The 23,888-nt window shown below is 71.2% G+C and carries 14 protein-coding genes and 1 pseudogene; 8 read left to right on the top strand and 7 right to left on the bottom strand.

Annotated elements, in window-relative coordinates; all coding sequences use genetic code 11:
- Positions 1-27: 27 nt before the first annotated feature.
- The 6 genes from asnB to AC5K6T_RS09975 all read right to left on the bottom strand — a co-directional run bounded on the left by asnB (position 28) and on the right by AC5K6T_RS09975 (position 8,967).
- Positions 28-1,953 carry an asparagine synthase (glutamine-hydrolyzing) gene (gene asnB, locus AC5K6T_RS09950; protein WP_493207652.1) on the bottom strand — a complete coding sequence of 642 codons (1,926 nt, stop codon included), beginning with the start codon at positions 1,951-1,953 and terminating at the stop codon, positions 28-30.
- A gap of 3 nt (positions 1,954-1,956) precedes the next feature.
- Positions 1,957-3,477, bottom strand: a complete 1,521-nt coding sequence (locus AC5K6T_RS09955; protein ID WP_493207655.1) for a Wzz/FepE/Etk N-terminal domain-containing protein — start codon at positions 3,475-3,477, stop codon at positions 1,957-1,959.
- Positions 3,474-4,838 carry a Wzz/FepE/Etk N-terminal domain-containing protein gene (locus tag AC5K6T_RS09960; protein ID WP_493207657.1) on the bottom strand — a complete coding sequence of 455 codons (1,365 nt, stop codon included), beginning with the start codon at positions 4,836-4,838 and terminating at the stop codon, positions 3,474-3,476. Before AC5K6T_RS09960 ends, AC5K6T_RS09955 begins: the two co-directional genes overlap by 4 nt.
- A complete protein-coding gene (locus tag AC5K6T_RS09965; protein WP_493207659.1) occupies positions 4,835-6,100 on the bottom strand; it encodes a glycosyltransferase family 4 protein in 1,266 nt (421 codons plus the stop codon). The genes AC5K6T_RS09960 and AC5K6T_RS09965 overlap by 4 nt, the downstream gene beginning before the upstream one ends.
- Positions 6,090-7,415 (bottom strand): nucleotide sugar dehydrogenase, encoded by a 1,326-nt coding sequence (locus tag AC5K6T_RS09970; protein WP_493207661.1) that lies wholly within the window; start codon positions 7,413-7,415, stop codon positions 6,090-6,092. Before AC5K6T_RS09970 ends, AC5K6T_RS09965 begins: the two co-directional genes overlap by 11 nt.
- A 73-nt stretch (positions 7,416-7,488) precedes the next feature.
- Complete coding sequence (locus AC5K6T_RS09975; protein ID WP_493207663.1) at positions 7,489-8,967, bottom strand: sugar transferase; 1,479 nt, start codon at positions 8,965-8,967, stop codon at positions 7,489-7,491.
- Positions 8,968-10,161: 1,194 nt separating this feature from the next.
- On the opposite strand from AC5K6T_RS09975, the gene AC5K6T_RS09980 reads away from it, so the two are divergent.
- From AC5K6T_RS09980 to AC5K6T_RS09995, 4 genes are all read left to right on the top strand, one after another.
- Complete coding sequence (locus tag AC5K6T_RS09980) at positions 10,162-10,989, top strand: DeoR/GlpR family DNA-binding transcription regulator (protein WP_493207665.1); 828 nt, start codon at positions 10,162-10,164, stop codon at positions 10,987-10,989.
- Between the two features lie 1,316 nt (positions 10,990-12,305).
- Positions 12,306-13,352 (top strand): substrate-binding domain-containing protein, encoded by a 1,047-nt coding sequence (locus AC5K6T_RS09985; protein ID WP_493207667.1) that lies wholly within the window; start codon positions 12,306-12,308, stop codon positions 13,350-13,352.
- A 198-nt stretch (positions 13,353-13,550) separates the two neighbouring features.
- Positions 13,551-15,122 carry a sugar ABC transporter ATP-binding protein gene (locus AC5K6T_RS09990; RefSeq protein WP_493207669.1) on the top strand — a complete coding sequence of 524 codons (1,572 nt, stop codon included), beginning with the start codon at positions 13,551-13,553 and terminating at the stop codon, positions 15,120-15,122.
- Entirely contained in the window at positions 15,119-16,153 is a 1,035-nt protein-coding gene (locus tag AC5K6T_RS09995) for an ABC transporter permease (RefSeq protein ID WP_493207671.1), read from the top strand. Before AC5K6T_RS09990 ends, AC5K6T_RS09995 begins: the two co-directional genes overlap by 4 nt.
- A gap of 786 nt (positions 16,154-16,939) precedes the next feature.
- Here the strand turns inward: AC5K6T_RS09995 and AC5K6T_RS10000 are convergent.
- Positions 16,940-18,568 (bottom strand): alpha-galactosidase D, encoded by a 1,629-nt coding sequence (locus tag AC5K6T_RS10000; protein ID WP_493207673.1) that lies wholly within the window; start codon positions 18,566-18,568, stop codon positions 16,940-16,942.
- A gap of 1,601 nt (positions 18,569-20,169) precedes the next feature.
- Here AC5K6T_RS10000 and AC5K6T_RS10005 point away from each other — a divergent pair.
- From AC5K6T_RS10005 to AC5K6T_RS10020, 4 genes and pseudogenes are all read left to right on the top strand, one after another.
- Complete coding sequence (locus AC5K6T_RS10005; protein WP_493207675.1) at positions 20,170-22,086, top strand: ricin-type beta-trefoil lectin domain protein; 1,917 nt, start codon at positions 20,170-20,172, stop codon at positions 22,084-22,086.
- 189 nt (positions 22,087-22,275) lie between these two features.
- Positions 22,276-22,515 (top strand): annotated as a pseudogene (locus AC5K6T_RS10010) (undecaprenyl/decaprenyl-phosphate alpha-N-acetylglucosaminyl 1-phosphate transferase); the annotation flags it as partial.
- A gap of 448 nt (positions 22,516-22,963) precedes the next feature.
- Positions 22,964-23,188: a helix-turn-helix domain-containing protein gene (locus tag AC5K6T_RS10015; protein WP_493209261.1), complete on the top strand. Its 225-nt coding sequence runs from the start codon at positions 22,964-22,966 to the stop codon at positions 23,186-23,188.
- Positions 23,116-23,850 (top strand): IS630 family transposase, encoded by a 735-nt coding sequence (locus AC5K6T_RS10020; RefSeq protein ID WP_493207677.1) that lies wholly within the window; start codon positions 23,116-23,118, stop codon positions 23,848-23,850. Before AC5K6T_RS10015 ends, AC5K6T_RS10020 begins: the two co-directional genes overlap by 73 nt.
- The last annotated feature ends 38 nt before the right edge of the window (positions 23,851-23,888 follow it).

Here is a 23,888-nt window from a genome sequence, read left to right on the forward strand (position 1 = left end):
TCGTCGCGCCGTCTTGTCTCTGTGCCGTCAGGGGGAGCTCTGGCCGGATCCCTCGGTCGCGCCGCGGTACCAGTACTCAAGGGTCAGCACGTGCCAGAGGTGCTTGGAGAAGTCCCGGTGCCCCGCGGCGTCCTCGGCGACCAGCCGCGCCAGCGCGTCCCGGCGCAGCAGCCCGGAGCGCACCAGCACGCCGTCGTGCACCACCTCACGCACCAGCGGAGCCAGGTCCCGGCTCATCCAGGCCCGCAGCGGGGCGCTGAACAGGCCCTTGGGCCGGTACACGATCTCCCGGGGCAGGACCGAACAGGCCGCCTCCTTCAGAACGGCCTTGCCCTGCCGTCCGACGATCTTGCGGTCACCGGGCACGGCGAACGCCGCCTTGACCACCTCGACGTCCACGTACGGCACCCGCACCTCGGTCGACGCGGCCATGCTCGACCGGTCCGTGTACGCGAGGTTCAGGCCCGGCAGGAACATCCGGGCGTCGGCCAGGCACATGCGGTTGACGAAGTCGTCGAGGCCGTTGTCCCGGTAGACGTCCGCGTGCTCGGTCAGCACGTCGTCGACCGTCCCGGCCAGGTCCGGATCGACCAGGCCGAGCAGTTCCTCCCGGTCGTACATGGTGTAGCTGCGCCGGAACGCGGTCTCCTCCGGCAGACCGGCGAAGGAGAGGAACCGCTTCGCGAAGCGCACCGACCGGTATCCCCGGCGGGCCGAGGCGACCGGCAGCCGGTCCACGGCCCGGGACAGACCGTGCCGGAGCGGCCGTGGGACCCGCTGGTAGCGCAGCGCGATCAGGTTGGCCAGATGCTTGCGGTACCCGGCGAACAGCTCGTCGGCACCCATCCCCGACAGCATCACCTTGACCCCGGCCTCCCGGGCGGCCGAGCAGATCAGGAACGTGTTGATCGCGGCGGGGTCGCCGATCGGCTCGTCGAGGTGGTACGTCATCCGCGGCAGCAGGTCGAGGACGTCCGGAGCGATCTCGATCTCCTTCAGGTCGACCCCGAACCGCCCGGCCACCCGCCGCGCGTAGCGCAGGTCGTCCGGCATGGCCTCGAACCTGGCGTCCTCCGCGCGGAACCCGATGGTGTAGGCGGAGATCCCGGGCCGGTCGCGGGCCGCCAGCGCGGTCAGATAGCTGGAGTCCAGCCCGCCCGACAGGAACGTCGCCACCGGCACGTCGGAGAGCAGGTGGCGCCGGGTCGACTCCGCCACGGCGGCGGCGACGTCCGGCTGCTCGCCGGCCAGGGCCCGTTCCCGGGCCTCGGCGGCGACGTCCGGCAGGTGCCAGTACCGGCCCCGCTCCACCCGGCCGTCCGGCCGGCACCTCAGCCAGCTCCCCGGCGGCAGCTTCTCCGCCTCGCGGAACGCGCACCGCGAGTCCGGCACCCAGTAGTACAGCAGCGAGGCCACCAGCGCCGCAGGGTCCACCTGGAGCGACCCGCCGGTCACCGCGGCGAGCGCCTTGAGCTCGGAGGCGAACACCAGCCCCTCGCCGCGCCGGAGCAGGAACAGCGGCTTGATGCCGAGCTGGTCCCGGGCGAGCACCAGCTCACCGGTCCGCTCGTCGAAGATCCCGAACGCGAACATCCCGCGCAGCCGGGGCAGGCAGTCGGTGCCCCAGCGCCGCCAGGCCTCCAGCAGCACCTCGGTGTCGGAGGTGCCGCGGAAGCGCACACCGGCGGCCGCCAGCTCGGCACGCAGCTCGGGCGCGTTGTACAGCTCGCCGTTGTACGTCAGGACCAGGCCGCCGGAGACCATCGGCTGGGCGCCGGTCTCGGACAGGTCGATGATGGCCAGCCGGCGGTGCCCGAGGTGCACCTCGCCGTCACCGGCCGCGTGGGAGTACCGGCCCGCCCCGTCCGGACCGCGGTGGGCGAGGGTGTCGGTGAGCCGGTCGGTCACGGCCTTGCCGTCCGGCCACCGGTACGTGCCTGCGATGCCACACATGTCCTACCGCGCCTCCTGGTCGCTGTCCGGGACCCGGGCCGCCCACCTGGGCAGCCGCTCCGTCCCCTGCCGGACCGTCCCGTTGTGCCGGTCCGGCCGTCCGCTTCGGCCGCGCGGCGCGGTGTGCGGCCCGTTCCACAGCGTGCCGTCGGTCCGGTCCCGCGGATCGGGGTCGATCAGCACCACGCCGGTCACCTCGATGCGCCGGTCCGCGAGCTGCCGCGCCACGGTGTGCAGCCATGCGGCGCTGCCGTGCCCGGCCCGTACGACGAGCACGGTCCGGGTGCCGAGGTGGGGCAGGTCGGCCCAGGCCGTGCCGGGCGCCACCGAGCCGAGACCGAGGACATGTCCCTGAGCAGGCTCGGACGCGGCACGCTCGGCGCCGGCCACGGGCGGGTCCCCCGGCTTCGCGCGGCGGCCGGCGAGCCGCCGCCCGGGCAGGCCGTCGACGACGGTCACCGGCCCCTCCTGAGCCAGTGCCCTGCCCAGGTCCAGGGCGATCGCGGCCGCGCTGCGCGCACAGCCCAGTTCCAGCAGCGACACCGGTTCCGTGGAACCGCGCACGGTGCGGGCCAGGGACGTGGTGAGCCTGCTCCGCGCCGCCCGGTTCCGCCGGCGGCCCCACAGCCGGGGTGTCCGGCGGGGCAGTTCCGCGACGACCGAGGCGCCGAGGTGCGCCGCGATGTCCCGGCGGAGCACGGGGCGGTCCGCCACCACCGATGCCACCGCGGCCACCGCGAGCCCCAGGGCCAGGCCGAGCACGAGTCCGACCGCGGAGTCGGCGGCGGCGGTCCTGAGCAGGGAGTGCCGCACCGCGCGGGGTGCGTCCACGATCTGGGTGCCGGCCACCAGGTGGGGCGTGCCGACGCGGGCCTCCGCGGCGCGCTGGCCGAAGTCGGTGATCCGCGAGGTCAGTTCGGCCCGGCGGGCGAAGAGCGACTCCATGTTCGCCGACGCCTCCGGCTCGCTCTGCGGGGGTGCCTGACCGATCTCCTCGTTGACCTGGGCGAGTTCGTCCCGCATCCGGTCGCGCTGGTCGAGCAGGCTCTTGGCCTCGGCGTTCGCGGCCTGCTGTATCCGCCGCACATGGTCCGCGACGAACGCGTCGGCCAGCGCCCCGGCGCGGGCCACCGCCTCCGCGTCGCTGTCGCCCGTCGCGGTGATCTGCAGCAGGTTGTTGGTCAGGCCCATGCCCTCGTACTCCCGCATGAAGTCCTCCGGCTTCTGCGCGGAGTGCAGGGACTGCAGGGCCTTGCCGGCGATCCGCGTGGTGTGCAGCAGTGCGACGTCGGTGCGGATCAGTGTTCCGGGGTCGTTGGGCTGGTCCGCCTGATGCGCGACCAGCACCTTGGTCACCGCGGTCGGCGGGGGCGGCAGCAGGACCGCCGCCGCGGCGCCGACCAGCAGCCCCAGCAGCGCGGCGGAGCACCACAGGCGGCGTCGCCTGCGCACCGCCACCACCAGTACCTGCAGGTCGAGCAGCGGGGCGGTGGCCGGTGACTCGGCAGTCGTACTCGTCGTCACCCCGAACCTCCCGTCGCGTTGTCGCCCACCGCGAGTGCCGGTGCGGCGGCACGCCGGGGACGGCCGGCGGACCGCGCCGGACGGGCCCGGACCGTGCCGGTGAGGACGACGCCGGCGACCTCGTGCCGGGCGTCCGCACACGCCTCGGCGATGCCGGCGAGCTCGGGGGCGGTCCAGCTGCCCGCGCTGAGCACCACCAGTACACCCGACTCGGGGCCGCGGTCGGGGACCAGCGGCTGGGACACCGAGACCTCCACCACCCGCAGATGCGGATCGCTCCCGGCCTCGGCGGCGAGCTGACCGGCGGCCCGGCGGGCGGTCTCGTCGCCGTCCGGGACGACGGCCAGCAGCCGCCGGGGGGCGGGCAGTCGCTCCCTCAGGCGGGCGCACACCCGCTGGTAGCGGATCAGCCGGCCGGTCTCGTCGCCGGACGGCCGCGGTTCCGGCGCGTCCCACCGGACGTCGATGCCCAGCAGCCGGCGGAGCCGGGCCCGCGGGCCGCCCTCCGCCCGGTCGGCCCGCTGTTCACCGGGCACGTCGACGGTGCCCAGCAGCGGCGAGCCCAGCGCCGCGGCGATCTCCCGTTCGCTGCGCAGCCGGCGGCTCATCCGGGCCGCCGCGAGATGCCCGACGACGGCGAGCAGGAAGAACAGCAGCGCCGCGGCGGCGACGAGCTGCAGCCTCGTCGGCGGTGCCTCACCGGTGGGCCGGGCCGCCCGCCCCATGACGACCATGTTGACCTGCTGGGCGGCCGGATCGGCCTGGTCCAGCTTGCTGATGGCCTCCTGCAGCGCGGTGCGCAGCTTGGTGAGTTCGGTCCGGGTCTGCACGCTCTCCACGCTCTGCCCCGAGCCGGCCGCGTCGGCCAGCTCGGTGATGCGGCGGCTGGCGTTCACCACCGCCTGCCGCAGCGCCTCGGGGCGCGCCGCGGCCTCGGGATCGGCGTTGTCGCCCGCGATCCGCGCCGCGAACGTGACGAACTGCCGGGCCACCTCGTCGGAGAGCCGCTGGGCGCGCTCCGGGGTCCCGGCCGTGCCCGAGATCTTGATGATGTTCCCGTCCGTGGCCTGGGCGCCCACCCGGTCCCGCAGTTCCTTGCCGTCGACCCCGGGCCAGCCGAGCTCGTCGGCCGCGCGGTCGAGCACCACCGAACTGGTCGCGATCTGCGTCTGGGTGAGCAGCTCGCGCTCCTCCCACGCCCCCGGCAGCAGGACCGACGCCGACGTCGTGTAGCGCGGCGCTAGCAGCAGCGAGGTGCCGTAGCCGACGAGCGCACCCACCACGGTGAGGACGGTGAGCAGCCGCCAGCGCCGACGGACAATCCGCCCGATCGAGACCAGGCGTATCGTGTCATCGCTCAACGGCGCGGCCTCCTCCCCGTCCGGTACGGGTGGCGTTCCGGCACCGGAGCGAGGCCGCGGCAGGCCGCGTCGTAGGCGGCGAGCAGGGATCGCTGGGAGTTCCGCCAGGAGAGCGGCCCGCCGATCCGCTCCTGGCCGGTCTTGCCCATCTCGGCCCGTTTCGCCGGGTCGTCCAGCAGCAGGGCGACGAGCCGGGCGAACTCGGCCTCGTCGTCGCCGGGCGCGTAGACGGCGGCGTCCCCGGCGGAGACCCGCGCCTCCCGGAGGTCGAACGAGACGATCGGCCGGCCCATCACCATGTACTCCAGGACCTTGTTCATGGTCGACACGTCGTTGAGCGGGTTGCACGGGTCGGGGGAGAGGCACACGTCCGCGGTCGACAGGTAGCGCGCCAGGTCGGCGTCCGGAATGCGCCCGGTGAACTCCACCTGCTCCGACAGACCGAGCCGCCGGGACAGTTCCACCATCGCGTCGAAGGTGTCGCCCGCGCCGACGAACACCGCGTGCCAGTCGGTCCGCCCGTGCTCGTCGCGCAGCTTCGCCAGCGCCCGCAGGGCGTAGTCGACGCCGTCCTGCGGACCCATGACGCCCAGGTAGCACAGCAGATGGGGTTTGCCGCGCTTCAGTTCCGGCTCCGCCGGTACGGGCCGGAACCGGTCGGTGTCGGGCGCGCTGCGCACCACGAAGACGTCCTCCGGGCGCCGGCCGCCGCGGCGCACCGCGACGTCCCGGTAGCTCTCGTTCGTGGCGAGCACGATGTCGGCGGCCCGGTAGGTCATCCGTTCCAGCGCGCACACCGCGCGGTAGAGCAGGTCCTGGCCGCGGCCGAACCGGGAGAGGTACAGCTCGGGTACCAGGTCGTGCTGGTCGAAGACGAACCGCGCCCCGCGCCGCTTCAGCCACAGGGCCGGCAGGAACAGCAGGTCGGGCGGGTTGCAGGCGTGCACCACGTCGACCGGGCCGACCTTCCGGGCCAGCCGGAGCGTGTGCCACAGCGCCGATCCGTACTCCCGCAGGTAGCCGGCCGGTCCTCCGGTGGCCGCCCGCAGCGGGTAGCGGTGGATCCGCACCCCGTCGATCTCCGTCTCCGTCTCCGTGTCCCGCTTGGTCCCGCGGGGGCAGATGACGTGCACCGTCCAGCCCGCGTCGCGCAGCGTCGTGCATTCCTGCCACACCCGCCGGTCGAACGGCACCGACAGGTTCTCCACCAGAATCAGCGCGCGCCGGCCGTGCCGGTCGCCACTGGTTGTGTTACCAAGCAAGACCCATGTACCCCGGTTCGGTCTGGCGCGCTGCCGCGTCGGGAAGGTGGACGAGGTCGACGATCGCGGGGCCTTCGCCGTGCGGCAGTGCCGACAGCACGGCCGGGTCCTTGGTCCCGACCAGGCACACCTCGGCGTGCTCCAGCACCTCGCCGACGGAGTCCGCGAGCAGCTGCGCGAGGTGCGGCAGCCGGGTTTCGATGTACTCGCGGTTCGCGCCGAGCAGCCGGGAGAGGCTGACGTTGGCGTCGTAGATCTTCAGGTCGTAGCCCTTGCCGAAGAGCCGCTCCGCCAGCTCGACCAGCGGGCTCTCGCGGAGGTCGTCGGTGCCGGGCTTGAACGACAGCCCGAACAGGCCCACCCGGCGCTTGCCGGTGCGCTCCACCAGCTCCACCGCGCGCTGCAGATGGTCGGCGTTGGAGGGCAGCACATGGGCGAGGATGGGCACCGAGACGTCGGCCCGCTGTGCCGCGTGGACCAGGCTGCGCAGGTCCTTGGGCAGGCAGGAGCCGCCGAAGGCGAAGCCGGGCCGCAGGTAGGCGGGGCTGATGTTCAGCTTGCGGTCGGCCAGGAACACGTCCATCACCTGGTGCGAGTCCACTCCGAGCGCCTGGCACACCGCGCCCAGCTCGTTCGCGAAGCCGATCTTGAGGCCGTGGAAGGCGTTGTCCGCGTACTTGATCGCCTCGGCCGTCGGGACCGGCACCCGGAACACCTCGCCGGGCAGACCGTCGTACAGCGCCGCCACCGCGTCGCCGCTCGCCGGGTCGAGCTCGCCGATGACCGTCTTGGGCGGGTCGAAGAAGTCCCGCACGCTGGTGCCCTCGCGCAGGAACTCGGGGTTGACCGCGACCCCGACGTCCGCGCCGGCCGTGCCGCCGACGTACTTCTCCAGGATCGGCACCAGCAGGTTCAGGCAGGTGCCCGGGAGCATGGTGCTGCGGAACACCACGGTGTGCCGCCCGCCGCGCTCCCCGCGCTCCGCCAGCGCGGCGCCGATCTGCTCGGTGACCCGCTCCAGGTACGTGGTGCAGAGGCTGCCGTTGGGTTCCGACGGCGTTCCCACGCAGACCAGTGACACCTCGCTGTCCGCGATCGCCTCGCGCACGTCGCAGGTGGCGCGTAAGGCCCCGGTCCGTACGACGTCGGCGAGGAGCTCGCCGATCCGCTCCTCGACCACCGGGGCCTTGCCGTCGTTGACCAGGTCGACCTTCACCCGGTTCACGTCCACCCCGACGACCTCGTGGCCCATGCTGGCCAGGCACGCGGCCGACACGCAGCCCACGTAGCCGAGCCCGAAAACGCTGATCCTCATGACTCGTTCCTCCCCCCAGGCAGGCCCCTGCGGCCTGCGGTCGGTGCGCCGGCCGGACGACGGCTCCGGCGCATCAGTAGGCCCCCTGGCCGTAGAGCACCGCACGCAGCGTCTTCCACAAGATCACGGTGTCCAGGGCGAGCGACCAGTCCTCCACGTAGCGCAGGTCCAGCCGGACCGCCTCCTCCCACGACAGGTCGCTGCGTCCGCTGATCTGCCACAGGCCGGTGAGGCCGGGCTTGACCAGCAGCCGTCTGCGGATGTCCGGGCCGTACGCGGCGGACTCCTCCGGTAACGGAGGACGCGGGCCGACGAGCGACATCGATCCGGCGAGCACGTTGAAGAGCTGCGGGAGCTCGTCGATCGAGTACCGGCGCAGTACGGCTCCCACGCGGGTCACCCGCGGATCCCGGCGCATCTTGAACAGCAGCCCGGCGCCCTCGTTGCGGTCGGCCAGCTCGGCACGTGCCCGGTCGGCGCCGGCGACCATGGTGCGGAACTTGAGAATGGTGAACTCGCGGCCGTCCTTGCCGACTCTGCGCTGGCGGTAGAACGCCCCGCCGCGGCTGTCCAGGACCACGAGCAGCCCGACGCACACCATCAGCGGGGCGAACAGCAGCAGCAGCACCGCCGCGCCCAGCCGGTCGACGACCTCCTTGACCGCCCGGCGGCCCCCGGTGAAGGTCGGCATGCTCACGCGCAGCAGCGGGATGCCGAGCACCGCGTCGATGTGCAGCCGGGGGCCGGCCACCTCCATCAGCACGGGGGCCACGACCATCTCGGCGTCGCTGCCCTCCAGGCGCCAGGCCAGCCGCTGCAGCCGGTCCGGTGACCAGTGCGGGTCCGGTGTGACCGCGACGACGCGGTAGCCGTCGCGGCGGACGTGGCCCGCGACGTCCGTCAGCCGGCCGACGACCGGTACGCCGTCCAGCTCGTCGCCGTCAGGGCCGAACTCCTCCGTCGTGCACACCGCGTCCACGCGCCAGCCGAGGTGCGGGAACTTGCGGGTCCGGGCGATCAGGTCGCGCACGGTGGCCCGGCTCCCGGCGGCGAGCACCGGTCGCAGGCACCGGCCCTCCTTGCGCTGTTTGTGCAGCCACAGGCGGAGCAGGTATCGCGCCGTCATGGTGACGAGCGCGATCGCGGGAATCGCAACGAAGATCCAGAGTTTGATGTTGCGCGAGGTGAGGGCGATGCCGCCGAGCGCCAGCACGACGGTCGCCGTGAACACGGAGCGTCCGAGCCGGCGGAACTCCTCCGCGCCCTGGCCGAGCACGGCCGGAGCCCATGCCCGGCTCACCGCGAGCGACCCCAGCACCAGCAATTCGGTGCCGAAGGCGAGAATTCCCCACTTCTCGTGCCAGTTGGCCGCGTCCCGGGCCCCGAAGAAGTTGCCGATCGCCGCCACCACGAATGCGGTGGCCACGGTATCGCTGATGATCACGGTGCGCCGGTACCGCTGTTCCCAGTCGGTCGCGGCCTGGCCGATTTCCCCGTTCGCCAGACGCTCGCCTGCCGATGGAAATGGGCTGACCAATCCCCCTTGCCGCACAGAACCCCCCAAGGTCCCCAGTGGTTCGACGTGTTCGCCTCGCACTGTTGCTCCCCCCGGGAGGCCCCCGCCTCCCGCACCACTCCTCCCCCCGGGAGGCCCCCGCCTCCCGTGTACGGCGTCCCGGCCACGTCGCCCGCTCCTGGCGCACCCCACGGGACGGCAGCGGACTCGCTTGTCCCCGCCGGATGTCCGAGGTGCGCGGAAGCCCGTCGATACCCCGGGTGCTCCCCGCACCCGGGGCCCGCTCACGGGCTCCAGGAAGTGGTCGCTCCCACGTCTGACGTCGGGGACGCGACTGCCGGCTTACGTAGTACTTGACCTATTGATCATTTCGGGTCGCCTGTAGATCGCTATTGACCGCCTCGCGCTCGAAGAGCTGAAGCACGGTCAATCTAGACCATGGGGGCCGGATATGAAGAGAGGATGTGTGTAATTCGTGCTCAAGATTTCCGGCCAGATCCACCCATCACTTATCGGCCGCATATGCCCCGGCATCGCGCTCCAGCAGGTCACCCGGCCTCCGGACACCGCTTGCGCCATAGTGATCGGCAGGCCTCGGCCGGTGTGCCGCGACGCCCGGCCCGGCGTAGCGCGGGTTCCCGCGTACGCCCCCGCGCACAACGGCGTGCCTCCGCAGGGCGCCCGAGCCGCGCGGAGCGCCCGGCCCGGACCACGAGGCGCCGGGGCGAGGCTCGTTTCCGTCGGCCGTTTCCGCCTCGTGCACCCGTTGTCGCGTGCCCGATGACGCATCCGGTAGTCCCGGAGGAGTCCCCGAGGAGTCCGGGAGAAGACCCGGAGAAGTCCCGGAGAAGACCCGGAGAAGACCCGGAGCGCTCCCGCTGCCGGGGTCCCTTCCTCCGGCAGGGCCCGCGGTCGCGCTCGGGCTCGCTCACGGCGCCCGGGCAGGCGTGGCCGAGGCGCGGGAGCGGGGTGCGTGCGGCTGCGCGCCGTGAGGCGGCCCTCCGCCGGTACCCCCGGCGCGGCAGGCGCCCCGGACGCGCGCCCCGGCGCGGGAAGCGCCCCCGACGCGCGGAACTCGCGGTCCGGCCGGTGTGTCGCAGCTGCGGGGTGGACGGACCCACGATCTAACGTGACCGACCAGAAGGCGACACCGTTCCCCAGTCTTGCCGCCGACGGTCGAAGTGTGATGATGAGATCGCTGGCGACCCACCCAGGCCGGAAGGAACCTCCATGGAGAAGAACGCGCCGCCGCTCGCGGCGCAGCGCAGGGCGCTGATCCTGGAACTGCTGCGCCTGCGCGGTGGTGTGCGGGTCACCGACCTCGTGGCCGAACTGGGCGTGTCGGACATGACGATTCGCCGTGATCTCGACTCGATGGCCCGGGAGGGTCTGCTGCGGAAGGTCCATGGTGGGGCGGTCCAGGCCGAGGCGTCCAGCAGTCGTGAACCCGGGTTCGAGGCGAAGTCGACGTGGGAGGGGCCGGCCAAGGAGGCCATCGCCAGGGCCGCCGTCGAACTCGTCCCGCCCGGCACCACCGTGGGCCTCGGCGCAGGCACGACGACCTATGCGGTCGCCCGGCATCTCACGCGGGTCGAAGGCCTGACCATCGTCACCAACTCGCTGCGCATCGCGGATGTGCACGAGCAGGCGGGCGAGAACGGCTCGCCGCCGTCGGCCACCGTCATCCGGACCGGAGGGATCCGTACGGTTTCCGATGCCCTGGTCGGCCCGGTGGCCGACCAGGCGATCCGGTCGTTGCACGTGAACATCCTCTTCCTCGGCTGCCACGGCATCAGCGCGAGCGCGGGTCTGACCACTCCGAACCTCGGCGAAGCGGAGACCAACCGTGCTTTCATCGCCTCGGCGCGCCGGGTCGTGGTCGTGGCGGACCACACCAAGTGGGACGCCGTGGGACTGGCGTCCTTCGGTGATCTCGACGACATCGACGTCCTGATCACCGACGACGGCCTCAGCCCGGACCACCGGGCTGCCGCCGCTGATCACGTACGCGAACTGGTCGTCGCCGACGCCTCTTCGGCGCAGCGGGCCAACCGGTGACAGCGACGGGCCCGTCACCCCGCGCGGGCTCGCCCGCCTTCTCCTTGCGGGCAGGTGCCGAGCGACGGCCGAACTGACCGGCCTGCGACCACCACACGGTCGTCCGTCATGCCCGGGCTCGGGCGGAGCGAACGTCTGCCGCGGGGACTCGGCGCAGTCGCTCGGGGGCGCCGGACCCGCACCCGCACCGGCACCACGACCCGGCCGCCGTTCACCGGCACGTCCGCGACCACACGCCGGTGGCAGCCGTGCCCCCCTCCGTCGGTTCCCGGTACGCGCCGGGTACGGCACAACCCGTCCCGGGTCCGGCACAACCCGTCCCGGGTCCGGCACAACCCGTCCCGGGTCCGGCACAACCCGTCCCGGGTCCGGGCCGGCATCCGGAGGCCTCGCCGCCGCCCTCCGCCACGTCCCCGACGGCCCGTGTCTCCGGCCGGTGGCACAGCAGCGGTGTGCGACGCACGAACCGCCCGGTGAGCGGTCCGGTCGCTCGGCGAACGTGCGGCGGTCACACGCGGCCGCCGGGCACGGCAACCGTCGCATCAGCAGGTCGATCACGATCTCCCGCCCGGTCGACGGGAGGCCGGCAGGGCACCTGCGGTGACCACCGTGGATGCGGCCGGAGGCCGCACCGCACCCCGGACGGGCCGGCTCACGCGTCACCGTTCACGCGGTGGGGCCGTCCCGCCGCCGTCGTTCGCGCGGTGGGGGCCGTCCCGCCGCCGTCCGCGCCGCTCTCGTCCACCACCACGGAGCACGGACGGGACAACGCCGCCGAGAACGCCGTCGGGAACGCCGGAAAGGCGCCGTCGGGAACGCCGTCGGGAACGCCGTCGGGAACGCCGGAGAGGCGCCGCGGCCACACCTGCGTTCGTCCTTCCCGCCGGTTGTGGCGTCGTGTCACGACCCCACCGAACCGATCAGAACCGCACCCGCCGGTCGCCGTCACTCTCTGCTCATGACCTGCCACAGGACCGCCTTCCTCCGGTCCGGGACCCGGCCGCGACGACCGGCGTCCAGCCGGCGGCCGGAGGGCGGCGGGCAGGCTCTGACGCCGCAGGCCAGCAGGCACGGGTGCGCCAGGCGTGAGCAGCCGTGCCCGCACGCGGCAGGCAACGGTTTGGACTCGGTGCCGGGACGTTCTTGACGTGTGGTTGCGGAAGGGGTTCTCATGACTCACGCCACGTTCAATACTGTTTGATTATTGCGGATTTTGTCGCAGTCGTGGCGCGCCCAGTCGGCATGGAGACCACGACGGGCATCCGATACCGGTGCGCCCGTCACTGCACCCACTCGGTTCTGGAAGGAGCTTCCCCATGATCCTCACGACCACCGGCCGCGCCGTCACGGCGACAGGTCTGCTGCTCGTCCTCGGCCTGACCACTGCCTGCTCCAGCGGCCAGGAGTCCGCCAAGGGCGCCGACGCCCCGCCCGCCACGGTGAGCGGCAAGATCTCGATGACCTACCTGCAGAAGCAGGGCGACCAGGAGTACTTCGTCGGTGAGGCGGCCGGTGCGAAGGCGAAGGCCGAGGAACTGGGCGTGGACCTGAAGGTCGTGAACCTCGGCAACGACGCCAACAAGACGATCAGCGAGGTCCAGGCGGCCATCGCCCAGGAGACCGACGGCATCGTCATCGTCGTGCCGGACCCGGCGGTCGGCCCGCAGGTCGTCCAGGCCGCGAAGGACGCAGGCATAGCCCTGCTGACCTCGGACGATCAGATCTGCACCAGCGGCCCGGACCCGGCGGCGTGTCCGAAGGGCGACCTGGTGCCCCGGATCGGCTTCTCCGGCGAGCAGATGGGCGGCGAGGTCGGCAGACGCGCGGCCGAGGAGTTCCTCCAGGCCGGCTGGGACCCCGCTGAGACGAGGACCGTCTCGGCGTGGAAGCAGGACGTCACCGTCTGCGGTGACCGCGTGAAGGCCGCCAAGGAGACGTTCACGGCCGCTGTCCCCGGGGTGCGGAACATCGACGTCGCCACCGACAACACCCCCACCGGCGCCCAGGACAGGATCGCCGCGACCATCACCGCCAACTCCACCGTCAAGAACTGGGTGATCTGGGGCTGCAACGACGAGAACGTCCAGGGCGGTGTCACCGCGATGGAGAACGCCGGCATCGGTGCCGACAGGGTCATCGGTGTCGGGCTCGGCGCCTACCTCGCCTGCAAGAACTGGGACGGCGGCAAGCCCTCGGGCATGAAGGCCGCGCTGTTCATCAACGGCAAGGACGTGGGCGCGCTCGCCGTGCAGACGATGTACGACAAGCTCAAGAACGGCAAGGACTTCCCGCAGGAAGCGTTCGCACCGACCACCATGGTCGACCCGGCCAGCTGGAAGTCGGCGGGCGTCACCTGCAACTGAGACCGCCGAACCGGCCGGCTTCCGATTCCCCCCGTCGGAAGCGGCCGTCGTCCCTCCGGCCCCGGTTCCTGCACCGACGGGGCCGGAGGCGGGCCGTCCCCCTGCCGGCCCGCCCTTCGACGAGCGCATGCCCGCGGACGCGGCGCGCTCCCGTACGACAGGCCCTGCCACCCTCCCGCACGACCGAAGGCAGCCATCATGAGCAGAGCTCACGACACGAACACGGGTCCCCGCCCGGCCACCGCCGCGCATCCGTCCGCCGGGGTGCGGCACGTCTCCAAGCGGTTCGGTGCGGTGTGGGCCCTGGAGGATGTCACCCTCGACTTCCCGGCGGGCCGGATCACCGCCCTGATGGGTGAGAACGGCGCCGGAAAGTCCACCCTGCTGAAGATCCTCGCAGGCGACCACCAGCCCACCGGGGGCAGTGTCATCCTGGACGGCCGGGCCGTCCGGCTCTCCTCGCCGATCGACGCCCGCCGCCTGGGTATCCGGATCATTCCACAGGAACCGGAGATCATCCCGCACGTCTCCGTCGCCGAGAACGTCTACGCGGGCCTTCTGCCCCGCAGAGCGGGGCGCCGCCTGGACCGTGCCGGGCTGCGCCGCCGCGTCGCCGCCGATCTGGAGCGGCTGGGCTTCGACAAGGTCCTCGACCCGGACCGGCTCGGCTCACAGCTCACCCCCGCCCAGCGCCAACTGGTCGAGATCCTGCGGGCGCTGACGGGCGACGCGAAGGTCATCGCCTTCGACGAGCCGACCTCCTCGCTCTCCGAGAACGAGGTCGAGGCGCTGTTCGCGCTCATCCGCCGGCTGCGGGACGACGGCGTCGCCGTCGTCTACGTCTCCCATCGCATGCAGGAGATCTTCCGGCTCGCCGACCGCATCGCCGTCCTGCGCGACGGCCGCCTCGCCGGGATGCAGAAGGCCGCCACCACGAGCGAGGGCGAACTCGTCCGCCTGATGGTCGGCCGCGACCTGTCCACGATGTTCTCGCGCACACGCGTGGCCACCGGCCCGCTGGTGCTGGACGTCCGCGGCCTCACCACCGATGACGTCACCGGCATCGACCTGCAGCTGCACGCCGGCGAGATCGTCGGCCTGGCCGGCCTCGTCGGCGCCGGACGTTCCGAGATGGCCCTCGCCCTGGTCGGCGACCGGCCCGTCCGCTCCGGCACCGTCACCCTCGACGGCAGGACCCTGCCCTCCGGCGACCCCGGCGCCGTCATCCGCGCGGGCCTGGGCCTGGCCCCCGAGGAGCGCAAGGCCCAGGCGCTCTTCCTGCACCGCTCGATCCGCGACAACACCTCCGCCGTCGTCCTCGACCGCCTGCGCCGCCTGCGGTTCGTCCGACGGGGCGCGGAACGCGAGCTGGCCCAGCAGTACACCGACCGGCTGCGGGTACGCACCCCTTCCATCGAGCACGAGGTGCGCAAGCTCTCGGGCGGCAACCAGCAGAAGGTCGTCCTCGCCCGCTGGCTCGCACGCAGACCCAAGGTCCTGATCCTGGACGAGCCCACCCGCGGCATCGATGTCGGCGCCAAGGCCGAGATCTACCAGATCATCGCCGGCCTCGCCGCCGAGGGCATCGCCGTCCTGGTCATCTCCTCCGAACTTCCCGAGGTCCTCGGGCTCGCCGACCGCGTCGTGGTGATGCAGAACGGCCGCATCACCGGCGAACTCGCCCGTGAGGAAGCCACCGAGGAAGCCATCCTCAACCTCGCCATGGCCGACGACCTCGCCCCTGGCCTCACCCCTGGAGCAACCTCATGAGCACCGCCGCCAAGACCCCCACGGCCACGGAGACACACCGTGGGCCCGGACCGGGCCGGTTCGCGTTCCTGACCGCGGGCGTCGGCGGGCAGAACCTCAGCCTGGTCGGCGCACTGGCCGTGGTGCTCGCTCTGTTCGGCATCCTCGACGACAACTACCTCAGCCTCTCCAACATGCAGGTCATCGCCGAGGCGGCCACCATCGTCGGCCTGCTCGCCGTCGTCCAGACCGTCGTCATCATCTGCAGCGGCCTCGACATCTCGGTCGGATCCCAGACCGGCGTCGCCTCCGTCATCAGCGCCATGGTCTTCACCGCCACCGGCTCCAACGCCTTCCTCGGCGTGGCAGCCGCCGTCGGCATCGGCCTGCTCATCGGTGTCCTCAACGGTGTGATCATCGTCTACGGCCGCGTCAACCCGACCATCGCCACCCTCGCCGGCCTGGCCGCCTACAAGGGCCTCGCCCAGCTCCTCTCCGACGGCCGCGCCCAGGGCTACGTCCTCAACGACGACGTCTTCGTCTTCCTCGGCCGCGGCAAGATCGCCGGGCTCCCGGTCATGGTCTGGATCCTCGTCCTGGTCTCCCTCGCCGTCCATGTCCTGCTCAAGTACACCGACATCGGCCGCAACCTCTACGCCGTCGGCGGCAACGACACCGCCGCCCGCCTGGCCGGCATCAACATCAACAAGTACCTGATCGCCGTCTACGCCCTGATCGGCGTCGTCGCCGGGATCGCCGGCATCCTCCTGACCGCACGCACCGGCAGCGGCCAGCCCGTCTCCGGCAGCGAGGGCCTCGAACTCAAGGCCATCACCGCCGCCGCCCTCGGGGGCGCGGCCCTCAAGGGCGGCAAGGGCGGCATCGGCGGCACTCTCCTCGCCGTCGCACTCCTCGGCGCCCTGGAGAACGGACTCACCGTCCAGGGCATCAACTCCTTCTGGCAGAACGTCGCCCAGGGCGCCCTGCTGGTGATCGCCGTCGTCATCCAGCAGCGCCGCAGCGGCGAGCGGGCGATAGGCCTGCCCGCCTGACCTCCGCCCCGGCGGGCGTGGGTGTCCCGCGGCCGGTCCGGTCCGGCCCGGCCCGTGCTCCTGCGCGTCCCGCAGCCGTCGCGGGCCTTAGCCGACGCGGCGCGGGTGTCCGCCCCGCGAACCCCTGTCCAGGCGGGGGAACGGACGTCCACGCCCCGCCGCGGGCCGCGCGGGCGCCCGCGGCCACCACCAGGGCATCGACGACCGGTCCGGCCCGCACGGGGGAGTGCAGCGGCCCGCTCCGCCCGGCGGGGACGGCGCCGGTCTCGACGGCCGCCGCCTCCCGTACCGGGCGTTCGACGCGGGCCTCTGCGCGTCGCCCGGGGCCGGTGGTGGCCCGGACCCTCCGGGTCCGCTCCCGTACCGGAGGGCCGACGCGTTCGCCCCGTGGCCCTCGCCGACCCACGTGCGCGATGTCTCCCGGGCGTTCCCGGGATCCAGCGGTCACGGGCGCGTACGTGCACCCGCCACCGCCCGCGCGACACCGCGCGTCGGCATCCCTGCGGGCCCGGAGCCCGGCGTCTCACCCGGACATCGCTTCCTGGACCGTCACATCCGATGCCGGGGTGCCCCCGCCGGGGGATCGGCCGCGGACGCACCCGGTCGGGTCCGCCGGGCAGAACAGAACCGTGGCCGGCTCATGGAGCCTGGCCACGGTCAGTTGCGGATCTCGGCGGTCGGGCCAGGACGCGAGGCCCGGGGCCTCGGGAAGAGCCTGGGCCGCGTGCGGCCGGGATCGCACCCGCTGCGGCGTGACGCCCTCCCCGAGGCCGGGCCACACGGTCGTCAGGCGACCGTGATCCTGTCCAGGTCCGGGGCGTAGGCGGTGTCGTTGTGGAACTTGATGCTGTTCGCTCCCGCGTTCAGCTGGACGGGAACCGCCGTCGTGGCCGGGGTGGTCCAGCTGGAGCCACTGACGCTGATCTGCTGGTCGGGGCCGCCGTTGACGCTGACGTAGAAGGAGCGGGTGCCCGAGACCAGGTAGGAGACGGTCAGGGTGCGTGAGCCGGCTGTGCTCGCGTTGACGCCGTTGACGGTGACGTGGTTGGCCGCACCGTTGCCGATGTAGCCGACCTTGCTGCCGCCCGAGCAGGCGGGGCAGGACGAGACCCCGGCGGCGCCGGCGAGGGTGTTGCCCGACGCCTCCGCCTCGATCGTGACGGCGCCGCTGCTGCCGGCCGGGGTGATCCGGTACATCACCGTGCCGTGGGACGGCACCGAGGCGGTGAAGGTGCCGCTGGTGTCGGTGCTGGTCGCCCCGGTCCACAGGTCCTTGACCGTGTAGGAGGAGTAGCCCCCGATTCCCACGGCCGCCGCGGAGGTGCTGATGGTCCGCGTCGTGGTGTTCTCGTTGGTGAGCGTGACGGCCCGGTCTCCGTTGGCCAGCACCTTCGACATCACGACCAGCCCACCGGAGCCGGACACCACGGTGCCCTGCCTGCCGAGCGGGTCCTGGTCCACCGCGATCACATCGGCGTTGCCGAGGATCTGCACCGTCGCCGGGCTCGCGCTGTTCAGTCTGTTCCCCATGAGCAGCGGAGCGGCCATCTCGGCCCAGAGGCTGAAGTGGGTGCGGTACTCGGTGTCGGTCATCCCGCCGTTGCCGACCTCCAGCATGTCCGGGTCGTTCCACGCCCCGGGTCCGGCCAGGGAGGCGAGCGGCTGGTTCAGGTGGGCCTTGCTGATCATGCTCGGCCAGTCGTCGCTGATGTCGCTCGTGGTCCGCCAGGAGTTCGCCGTGGTGGGCCGCCACGACGGGACAGGCTGCTGCGGCTCGTCGTGGATGCTGTAGAAGATCGGGCGGCCGGTGGCCTGCAGGGCATCGCGCATGGTCTTGAACCCCGTCTCACGGTTGACGCCGGCCAGGTTCGCCCGGCACCAGTCGTACTTGAGGTAGTCCACCCCCCACCCCGCGAACGTGTCGGCGTCCTGCTGCTCGTGCCCCAGGCTCCCGAGCTTGCCGGGATAGCCGTTCCAGTAGTTGGCACAGGTCTCTGTTCCCGGGGTCGCATAGATCCCCAGCTTCAGGCCGCGCGCGTGCACGTAGTCGGCCAGGGCCTTGATCCCGCCGGGGAACCGCGTCGGGTGGGATCGCAGGTTGCCCTGCGCGTCGCGGGTGTAGTCCTGCCAGCAGTCGTCGATGTTGACGTACTGGTACCCCTTGTCCTTCAGGTGGAGGTTCACGATCGCGTCGGCAGCGTCCTTGATGTTCTGCTCGGTGACGTTGCACCTGTGGGCGTTCCAGCTGTTCCAGCCCATCTGCGGGGTGGCGCCGAGTCCGTTGTCCAACGCTGTGGCCGAAGGTCCGGCCGCCACCTGCAGGGACACGGCTGCCAGTGCGCTGCCGGCCAGCAGGGTCAAGGAGGAGACCGAGGCCGTGAGACGGGTCCTGGCCCTGGTGCGTCTGAGGTGCATGGAAGGCTCCTGACGGGGGGAGGCCGCGCGCACCCGCGGATGCCACGCGGTCGACGGATGGGAGACGGGGTGGTGAGGGCGGCGACTGCCACCGTCACCGCTGGACGGGACCGCTTCACAAGCAGCACAGAACCCGCTGCGGAGCGGCTCGGACCGGTGAGCTGTCGCGGGCCGAGGTGACGGACAGCAGGGGGCTTGAGAGCTCGGGCGGCAGCCGGGCGCTTCGCGCTCTCCAGCATTCGAACGAACTCAAACACGATGGAACGTATTTACACGCCCCCCGCCACCGTGTGTCAAGACCTCCACCGCAACTTCGTCGGCCCGGGCCCCCCTGCTTCGCGCGAGTCCTCCGGTGATCGAGTCTCCGTACCGGAACGGGTGGATCGCTGTGATCACACCCTGGCCGTCCTGCACTGCTGAGCGTGTCCGTCCTCTCCGTACCAGCCTCCGGACCCGGCCGCGACGGGGCCCCAGGCTCTGCACGGTTGCGCGCCCGGAAGCGGTCGCGGCCGCGGGTGCCGCACCGCGGCCGGCCCGCAGCGGTGTGAAACACGACGCCGGGGCCGCTCTTGACACGCGGCCGCAGCGGCGATCCCGTAGCAGCCCCGGTCATGTTCAGTTCCGTCTGATCACGGTGCTTTGTGTCGGGGTATCCCTGTGCTCCTCCGCCCCCGGTTCGCGCGGAGTCGCTTCGGGAGCGGCGCCTCCTGCACCTTCCGTCGGCCGGCCCGTACATACCCGGTCCCGCCCCGCCGCGTCGTGTCCGGTTCGTGGACCGGGCGCGACGCGGCCCCCTGAGCGGGGGAGGTTTCGTTGTTCCTGCGTCCACGGCGGCCTGCCGGTTCTGCCGTGACGGGATACGACGTGCACACAGACCGTCGCTGTGTGTGGTGTTCCGGTGGGTGTGGGGGGCGTGGGGCGTGACGGCCGGCGCGGGACCGCGTCGGCCAGGAGGCGGTGAGGGGCGGTTCACCCAAGGCTGACAGAGAGGGGCAGGCGGCTCCGCACTCGGCGATCTCACACTGGTCAAGTGCGAACAGCGCCCGACCACCTCACGCCTCCCGCCACTCGCCGCGTGAAACCTGGTGTCCACTTCCAGGGATCAACCTGGAGCTCAGCCGTACACCACATCGGCGGACGTCATCAGCGCTTGGGTGTGTATCACCCATGCGGACCGGGTCACCCCGGTGCTTTCCTGTCTCTCCCCAGGAGGCGGCGTCCCCTCACCCGTCCCGGCTGACACGGACGCTTCGAGACCGGCGTCTCCCCCACCTCCCGCCGACCGTCACGCGCGTACCCGGTCCCGCCCCGCAGGAGTCGCGTCCGGTTCGGCCCTGAACCGCCCCAGCACCGCACGGCGTCAGGAAGTCCCATGTTGCGACCGCTTGCACACGCCCGGGCACCGCCGGAGCAGCCACCGCGGCACCGACGCGTCACCCAGCGGCACCAGCCCGCAGGCGGTGCGTGCGATACGCCGACCACGACACAGCAGCACCAGCGCGGGCTCGCCGGTCCGCACCGACGTGGAACACCACGCCCACCCTCGGCTCCAGCCCTCACGGCCGGACCACCGGTCGCGTTACCCCAAGGCGGAGGTCACGATGCCACCCACACTCCAGCCGCAACCGGCAGCACAGCCACACCCGGCGCGCATCACACCGCGCACCCTGCTCATCTACCTCATCACCGCCGCACTCGTCGCCACGTCCCTCGTTCTGGGCACCGCAACCGCCAGCCACGCGGCCCCAGGCAACCACCGCCCGGCCACCTGGAACATGCAAGGAGCCTCCAGCAGCAGCGACAGCAAATGGACCACCACCGTGGCCAGGCTCTCCGCCGGTGGCTACAACTACCTGCCCCACGACGTGGTCGCCCTCCAGGAGGCCGGCCCCCGCGGCAGCCTCCCCGGCGCCGCCGTCCGGTCCGGCACCGGCACCGTCACCGTCAACGGACGGCGGGCCACCTATCAATACGAGGTGCGCAGGTGGCGCATCGGCAGCGGAAGCCGCGGCCGGGACGTCTACATCACCTGGCTGCACACCGACGACAGCAGAACAAGCCGCAACAACGTCGCCCTCGTCACCCACGAACAGCCCACCAACGTCGTCGCCGTGGCCGCACACCAGGCCGACAACCTCCACTGGGGCATGCGCCCCGCACTCGGCGTCCAGCTCTCCGACGGCAGCTGGTTCTACAGCTTCCACGCCAGCTCCAACGGCGACAACCGCAGCAACGACGCCGCGAACATGGTCCAGGCGATCGCCAACCGCAGAGGCCAGTGGGCCGTCCTCGGCGACTTCAACCGCCGACCTGGCAACCTCACCGCGCCCCCAGGCTCGCAGATCTACTCCAGCGGGCAAGGCACACAGCAGGGCGGCGGCGAACTCGACTACATGGTCTCCAACGACCAACAGAACATGCAAGGCTGGACCGGACGCCGCCTCAACGGCGCAGGATCCGACCACTACCCCGTCGAATTCCTCCTTCAGTCGTCAGCGCGCGGGCGAATCGTCCCGATGCGTAATCCAGACGAATGCATGAAAATGGATGGCACCTTTGAACGGTGCGGCAGCGATTCACCGTACCTTGTCCGGTCGGGCACAGCGATCAACATGATGATTTCATGGCCCGCGATCAGCACTGAATGTCTTGACCTGCAGGGCGGTGCCGTCACCAACGGAACCCGCGTCCGTTCATACGCGTGCAATGATGGTGCCAACCAGTCCTGGGGCTTCAATACAGGGGCCAATCGAATGTGGGACGGAACCATCCGTTCTGCGCTGTCCGGAAGCAAGTGCCTTACGTACGGCATTTCATCTCCCCTCACCATTTCAGACTGCGCAGACGAGCGCGATCCCAGGTGGGCAGATCAGCAGTGGATAGCGGCCGCACTTGAGCCGTATGACTCCCATTGGCTGACACCAGTCAGCCCTTCGGCCGGACCGGAAGGAGATGCCGACGGCTCGCTGGCAGTTGATGCTGACGCTGCCTGGTGCGAGATGAAGAACCGCGCCATTATCTTTACTATCTGCGCCACGCTCCTCCAGAACGTGCAAGGCGCGACTCACCTCGATCTCAAACGGAGTATTCCCGACGGAACATCGTCTACATCAAATGAAATATCTGAAATGCCGCGGCCTCAGGCCCTGACATCTCCGAGCACCCCGGGTGGTTCCTCCGGCGGCACGAGTGGCTCCTCCGGCACTGGGCAGTGCCTCGGCTCCACCGGCTTCGTCCCGTGCTCCGGCACCACGAGTACGCCGGGTGGTTCCTCCAGTACCCCAGGTGGTTCCTTCAGCACCCCGGGTGGTTCCTCCGGCGGCACGAGTGGCTCCTCCGGCACTGGGCAGTGCCTCGGCTCCACCGGCTTCGTCCCGTGCTCCGGCACCACGAGTACGCCGGGTGGTTCCTCCAGTACCCCAGGTGGTTCCTTCAGCACCCCGTCCGGCTCCACCGGCACCACCACGAGCGGAGGCTCTGAGCCTTGCCTCACCCCTGGTGGCGCCCCGTGTCCCTGATAGCTCTCAGCGAGAGCTGAAGCCCTGACCCGACTGTTCCTCAACCGCCGTCTGCGCGGTGCGCCAACAGGCCGCCGCGCAGACGGCATTCCTTCGAGATGGCCGGTATCGGCCTCGATCTGCGTGCGGTGGAGGCGGGGCTGACGTCGCCGTTCAGCTCGGGAGCGGTGGAGGGGCAGGTGAACCGGAGTAGCGCGTCGCGTACTTCGCGGGCAGTCCCCGTTTGCGGCAGATAGGGGACACCTGCACCACCGACTTCTGCAAATCGGGCATACCCACCCGAGAGCAGTGTTGCTCACGTATTTTTGATCTGCACTGCTATCGTTCGAGGTCGTCGCCTATTCGGTAAACCGAGGAGGAGCGACAGTGTCGTCAGTGGCTCTATTCGCGGCTAGCGGGTTGATTCTGTTGCTGATCCCACGCATTACGCACGGAAAGTGGCGACGAAGTAGACAATGAAAACAGCTACCAGTGCCAGCCCGACTAGAACTCCAAGGATTGCCGATCTGTCAGACCGCTTCCTGTGCTCCCGATCCTCTTCCATGTTCACCCTCTGATGAATGCGGCAATATATCTCTGCTGCAGCTGGATCGCTAGCCACTTCCTCCATGCCGCGCCTGATCAGGCGCGCAAGGTCTCGATCAGTGATCTTCCATCGCGGGTCGGAGGTAGAATCCTTTGCCATAACACACCTCATGGTAGGCGACTTTTGCAACACACTCGCATGTATTGCCCCTATTGATCCGAAACGCTTTGGGTTCACGCTCGTTGACCGTGCGTGAGAGATCTGGTGGGGGATGCGCGGACGTGGTCGCCGGACGCGCAGGAGGCTGTGCGGTTGCTGGCGGTGTCCGCGCTGGTGGAGGGACGGGAGCGGGTGGAGGGCGCGGCCTTGTTCAAGGTGTCGGTCAGGGCCGTGGACAGCTGGTGGGCGAGGTGGCAGGCGGGAGGTAGGGACGCGCTGCTGTCCCGGCCGCGGGGCCGTCGCACGGCGAGCATCAGGTGCTGTCCGAGGCCGAGCAGGCTGCGGTGCGGCAGGCCGTCCTCGATCACATCCCCTATGACCTGGGGCTTTCGGGTCAGCTGTGGACGCGGAGGCTGATAGGTGAGCTGATCTTCAAGCTGTACCGGGTCCGGTTCACCGAGCCCGGTGTGGGCAAGTACCTCAGGCGGTGGGGCCTGACCTTCCAGCGGCCGGACAAGCGGGCTGTCGAACAGGATCCGGAGGCCGTCCGCATCTGGTGCGAGGAGACCTGGCCGGCGATCCGGGCCAGGGCGAAGGCGGAGGGCGCCGAAGTCCTCTTCGGCGACCAGGTCGGGATCCGCTCGGACCAGGTCACCGGCCGCACCTGGGGCGCCAAGGGGACGACCCCGGCCGTCCGCCGCACCGGGAACCGGTTCTCCGTGAACGCGATGTCCGCGATCAGCACCAAGGGGCGGATGCACTTCATGGTCTCCTTCGACGCGCAGGTCATGTGCCGCTTCCTCGCCCGGCTTGTGGGTCACTTCGACCGGAAGGTCCACCTGATCGTGGACCGTCACTCGGCCCACCGCTCGAAGGCCGTCCGGGCATGGCTCGTCGACCACACCGACGAGATCGAGCTGCACTTCCTGCCCTCGTACTCACCCGAGCTGAACCCCGACGAGCCGGTCAACGCCGACCTCAAACGCAGTCTTCCTCACACTCACCGGGCCAGGAACCAGAGCGAACTAGCCGCAGAAACCCGCCGCTTCTTCCACCGCCGGCAGACACGGCAGCTGTAAGCCTTGATCGTTGAGGCGTCCGTGCAGGTCAGGGTGGG

Source organism: Streptomyces sp. B8-7, from assembly GCF_058833805.1.

Bases quoted from the DNA above. Each gene is read 5' to 3' on its own strand.
- AC5K6T_RS10005 (WP_493207675.1), top strand. From the start codon at position 20,170: ATGCCACCCACACTCCAGCCGCAACCGGCAGCACAGCCACACCCGGCG.
- asnB (WP_493207652.1), bottom strand. From the start codon at position 1,953: ATGTGTGGCATCGCAGGCACGTACCGGTGGCCGGACGGCAAGGCCGTG.
- AC5K6T_RS09980 (WP_493207665.1), top strand. From the start codon at position 10,162: ATGGAGAAGAACGCGCCGCCGCTCGCGGCGCAGCGCAGGGCGCTGATC.
- AC5K6T_RS10000 (WP_493207673.1), bottom strand. From the start codon at position 18,568: ATGCACCTCAGACGCACCAGGGCCAGGACCCGTCTCACGGCCTCGGTC.
- AC5K6T_RS09970 (WP_493207661.1), bottom strand. From the start codon at position 7,415: ATGAGGATCAGCGTTTTCGGGCTCGGCTACGTGGGCTGCGTGTCGGCC.
- AC5K6T_RS09995 (WP_493207671.1), top strand. From the start codon at position 15,119: ATGAGCACCGCCGCCAAGACCCCCACGGCCACGGAGACACACCGTGGG.
- AC5K6T_RS09990 (WP_493207669.1), top strand. From the start codon at position 13,551: ATGAGCAGAGCTCACGACACGAACACGGGTCCCCGCCCGGCCACCGCC.
- AC5K6T_RS09985 (WP_493207667.1), top strand. From the start codon at position 12,306: ATGATCCTCACGACCACCGGCCGCGCCGTCACGGCGACAGGTCTGCTG.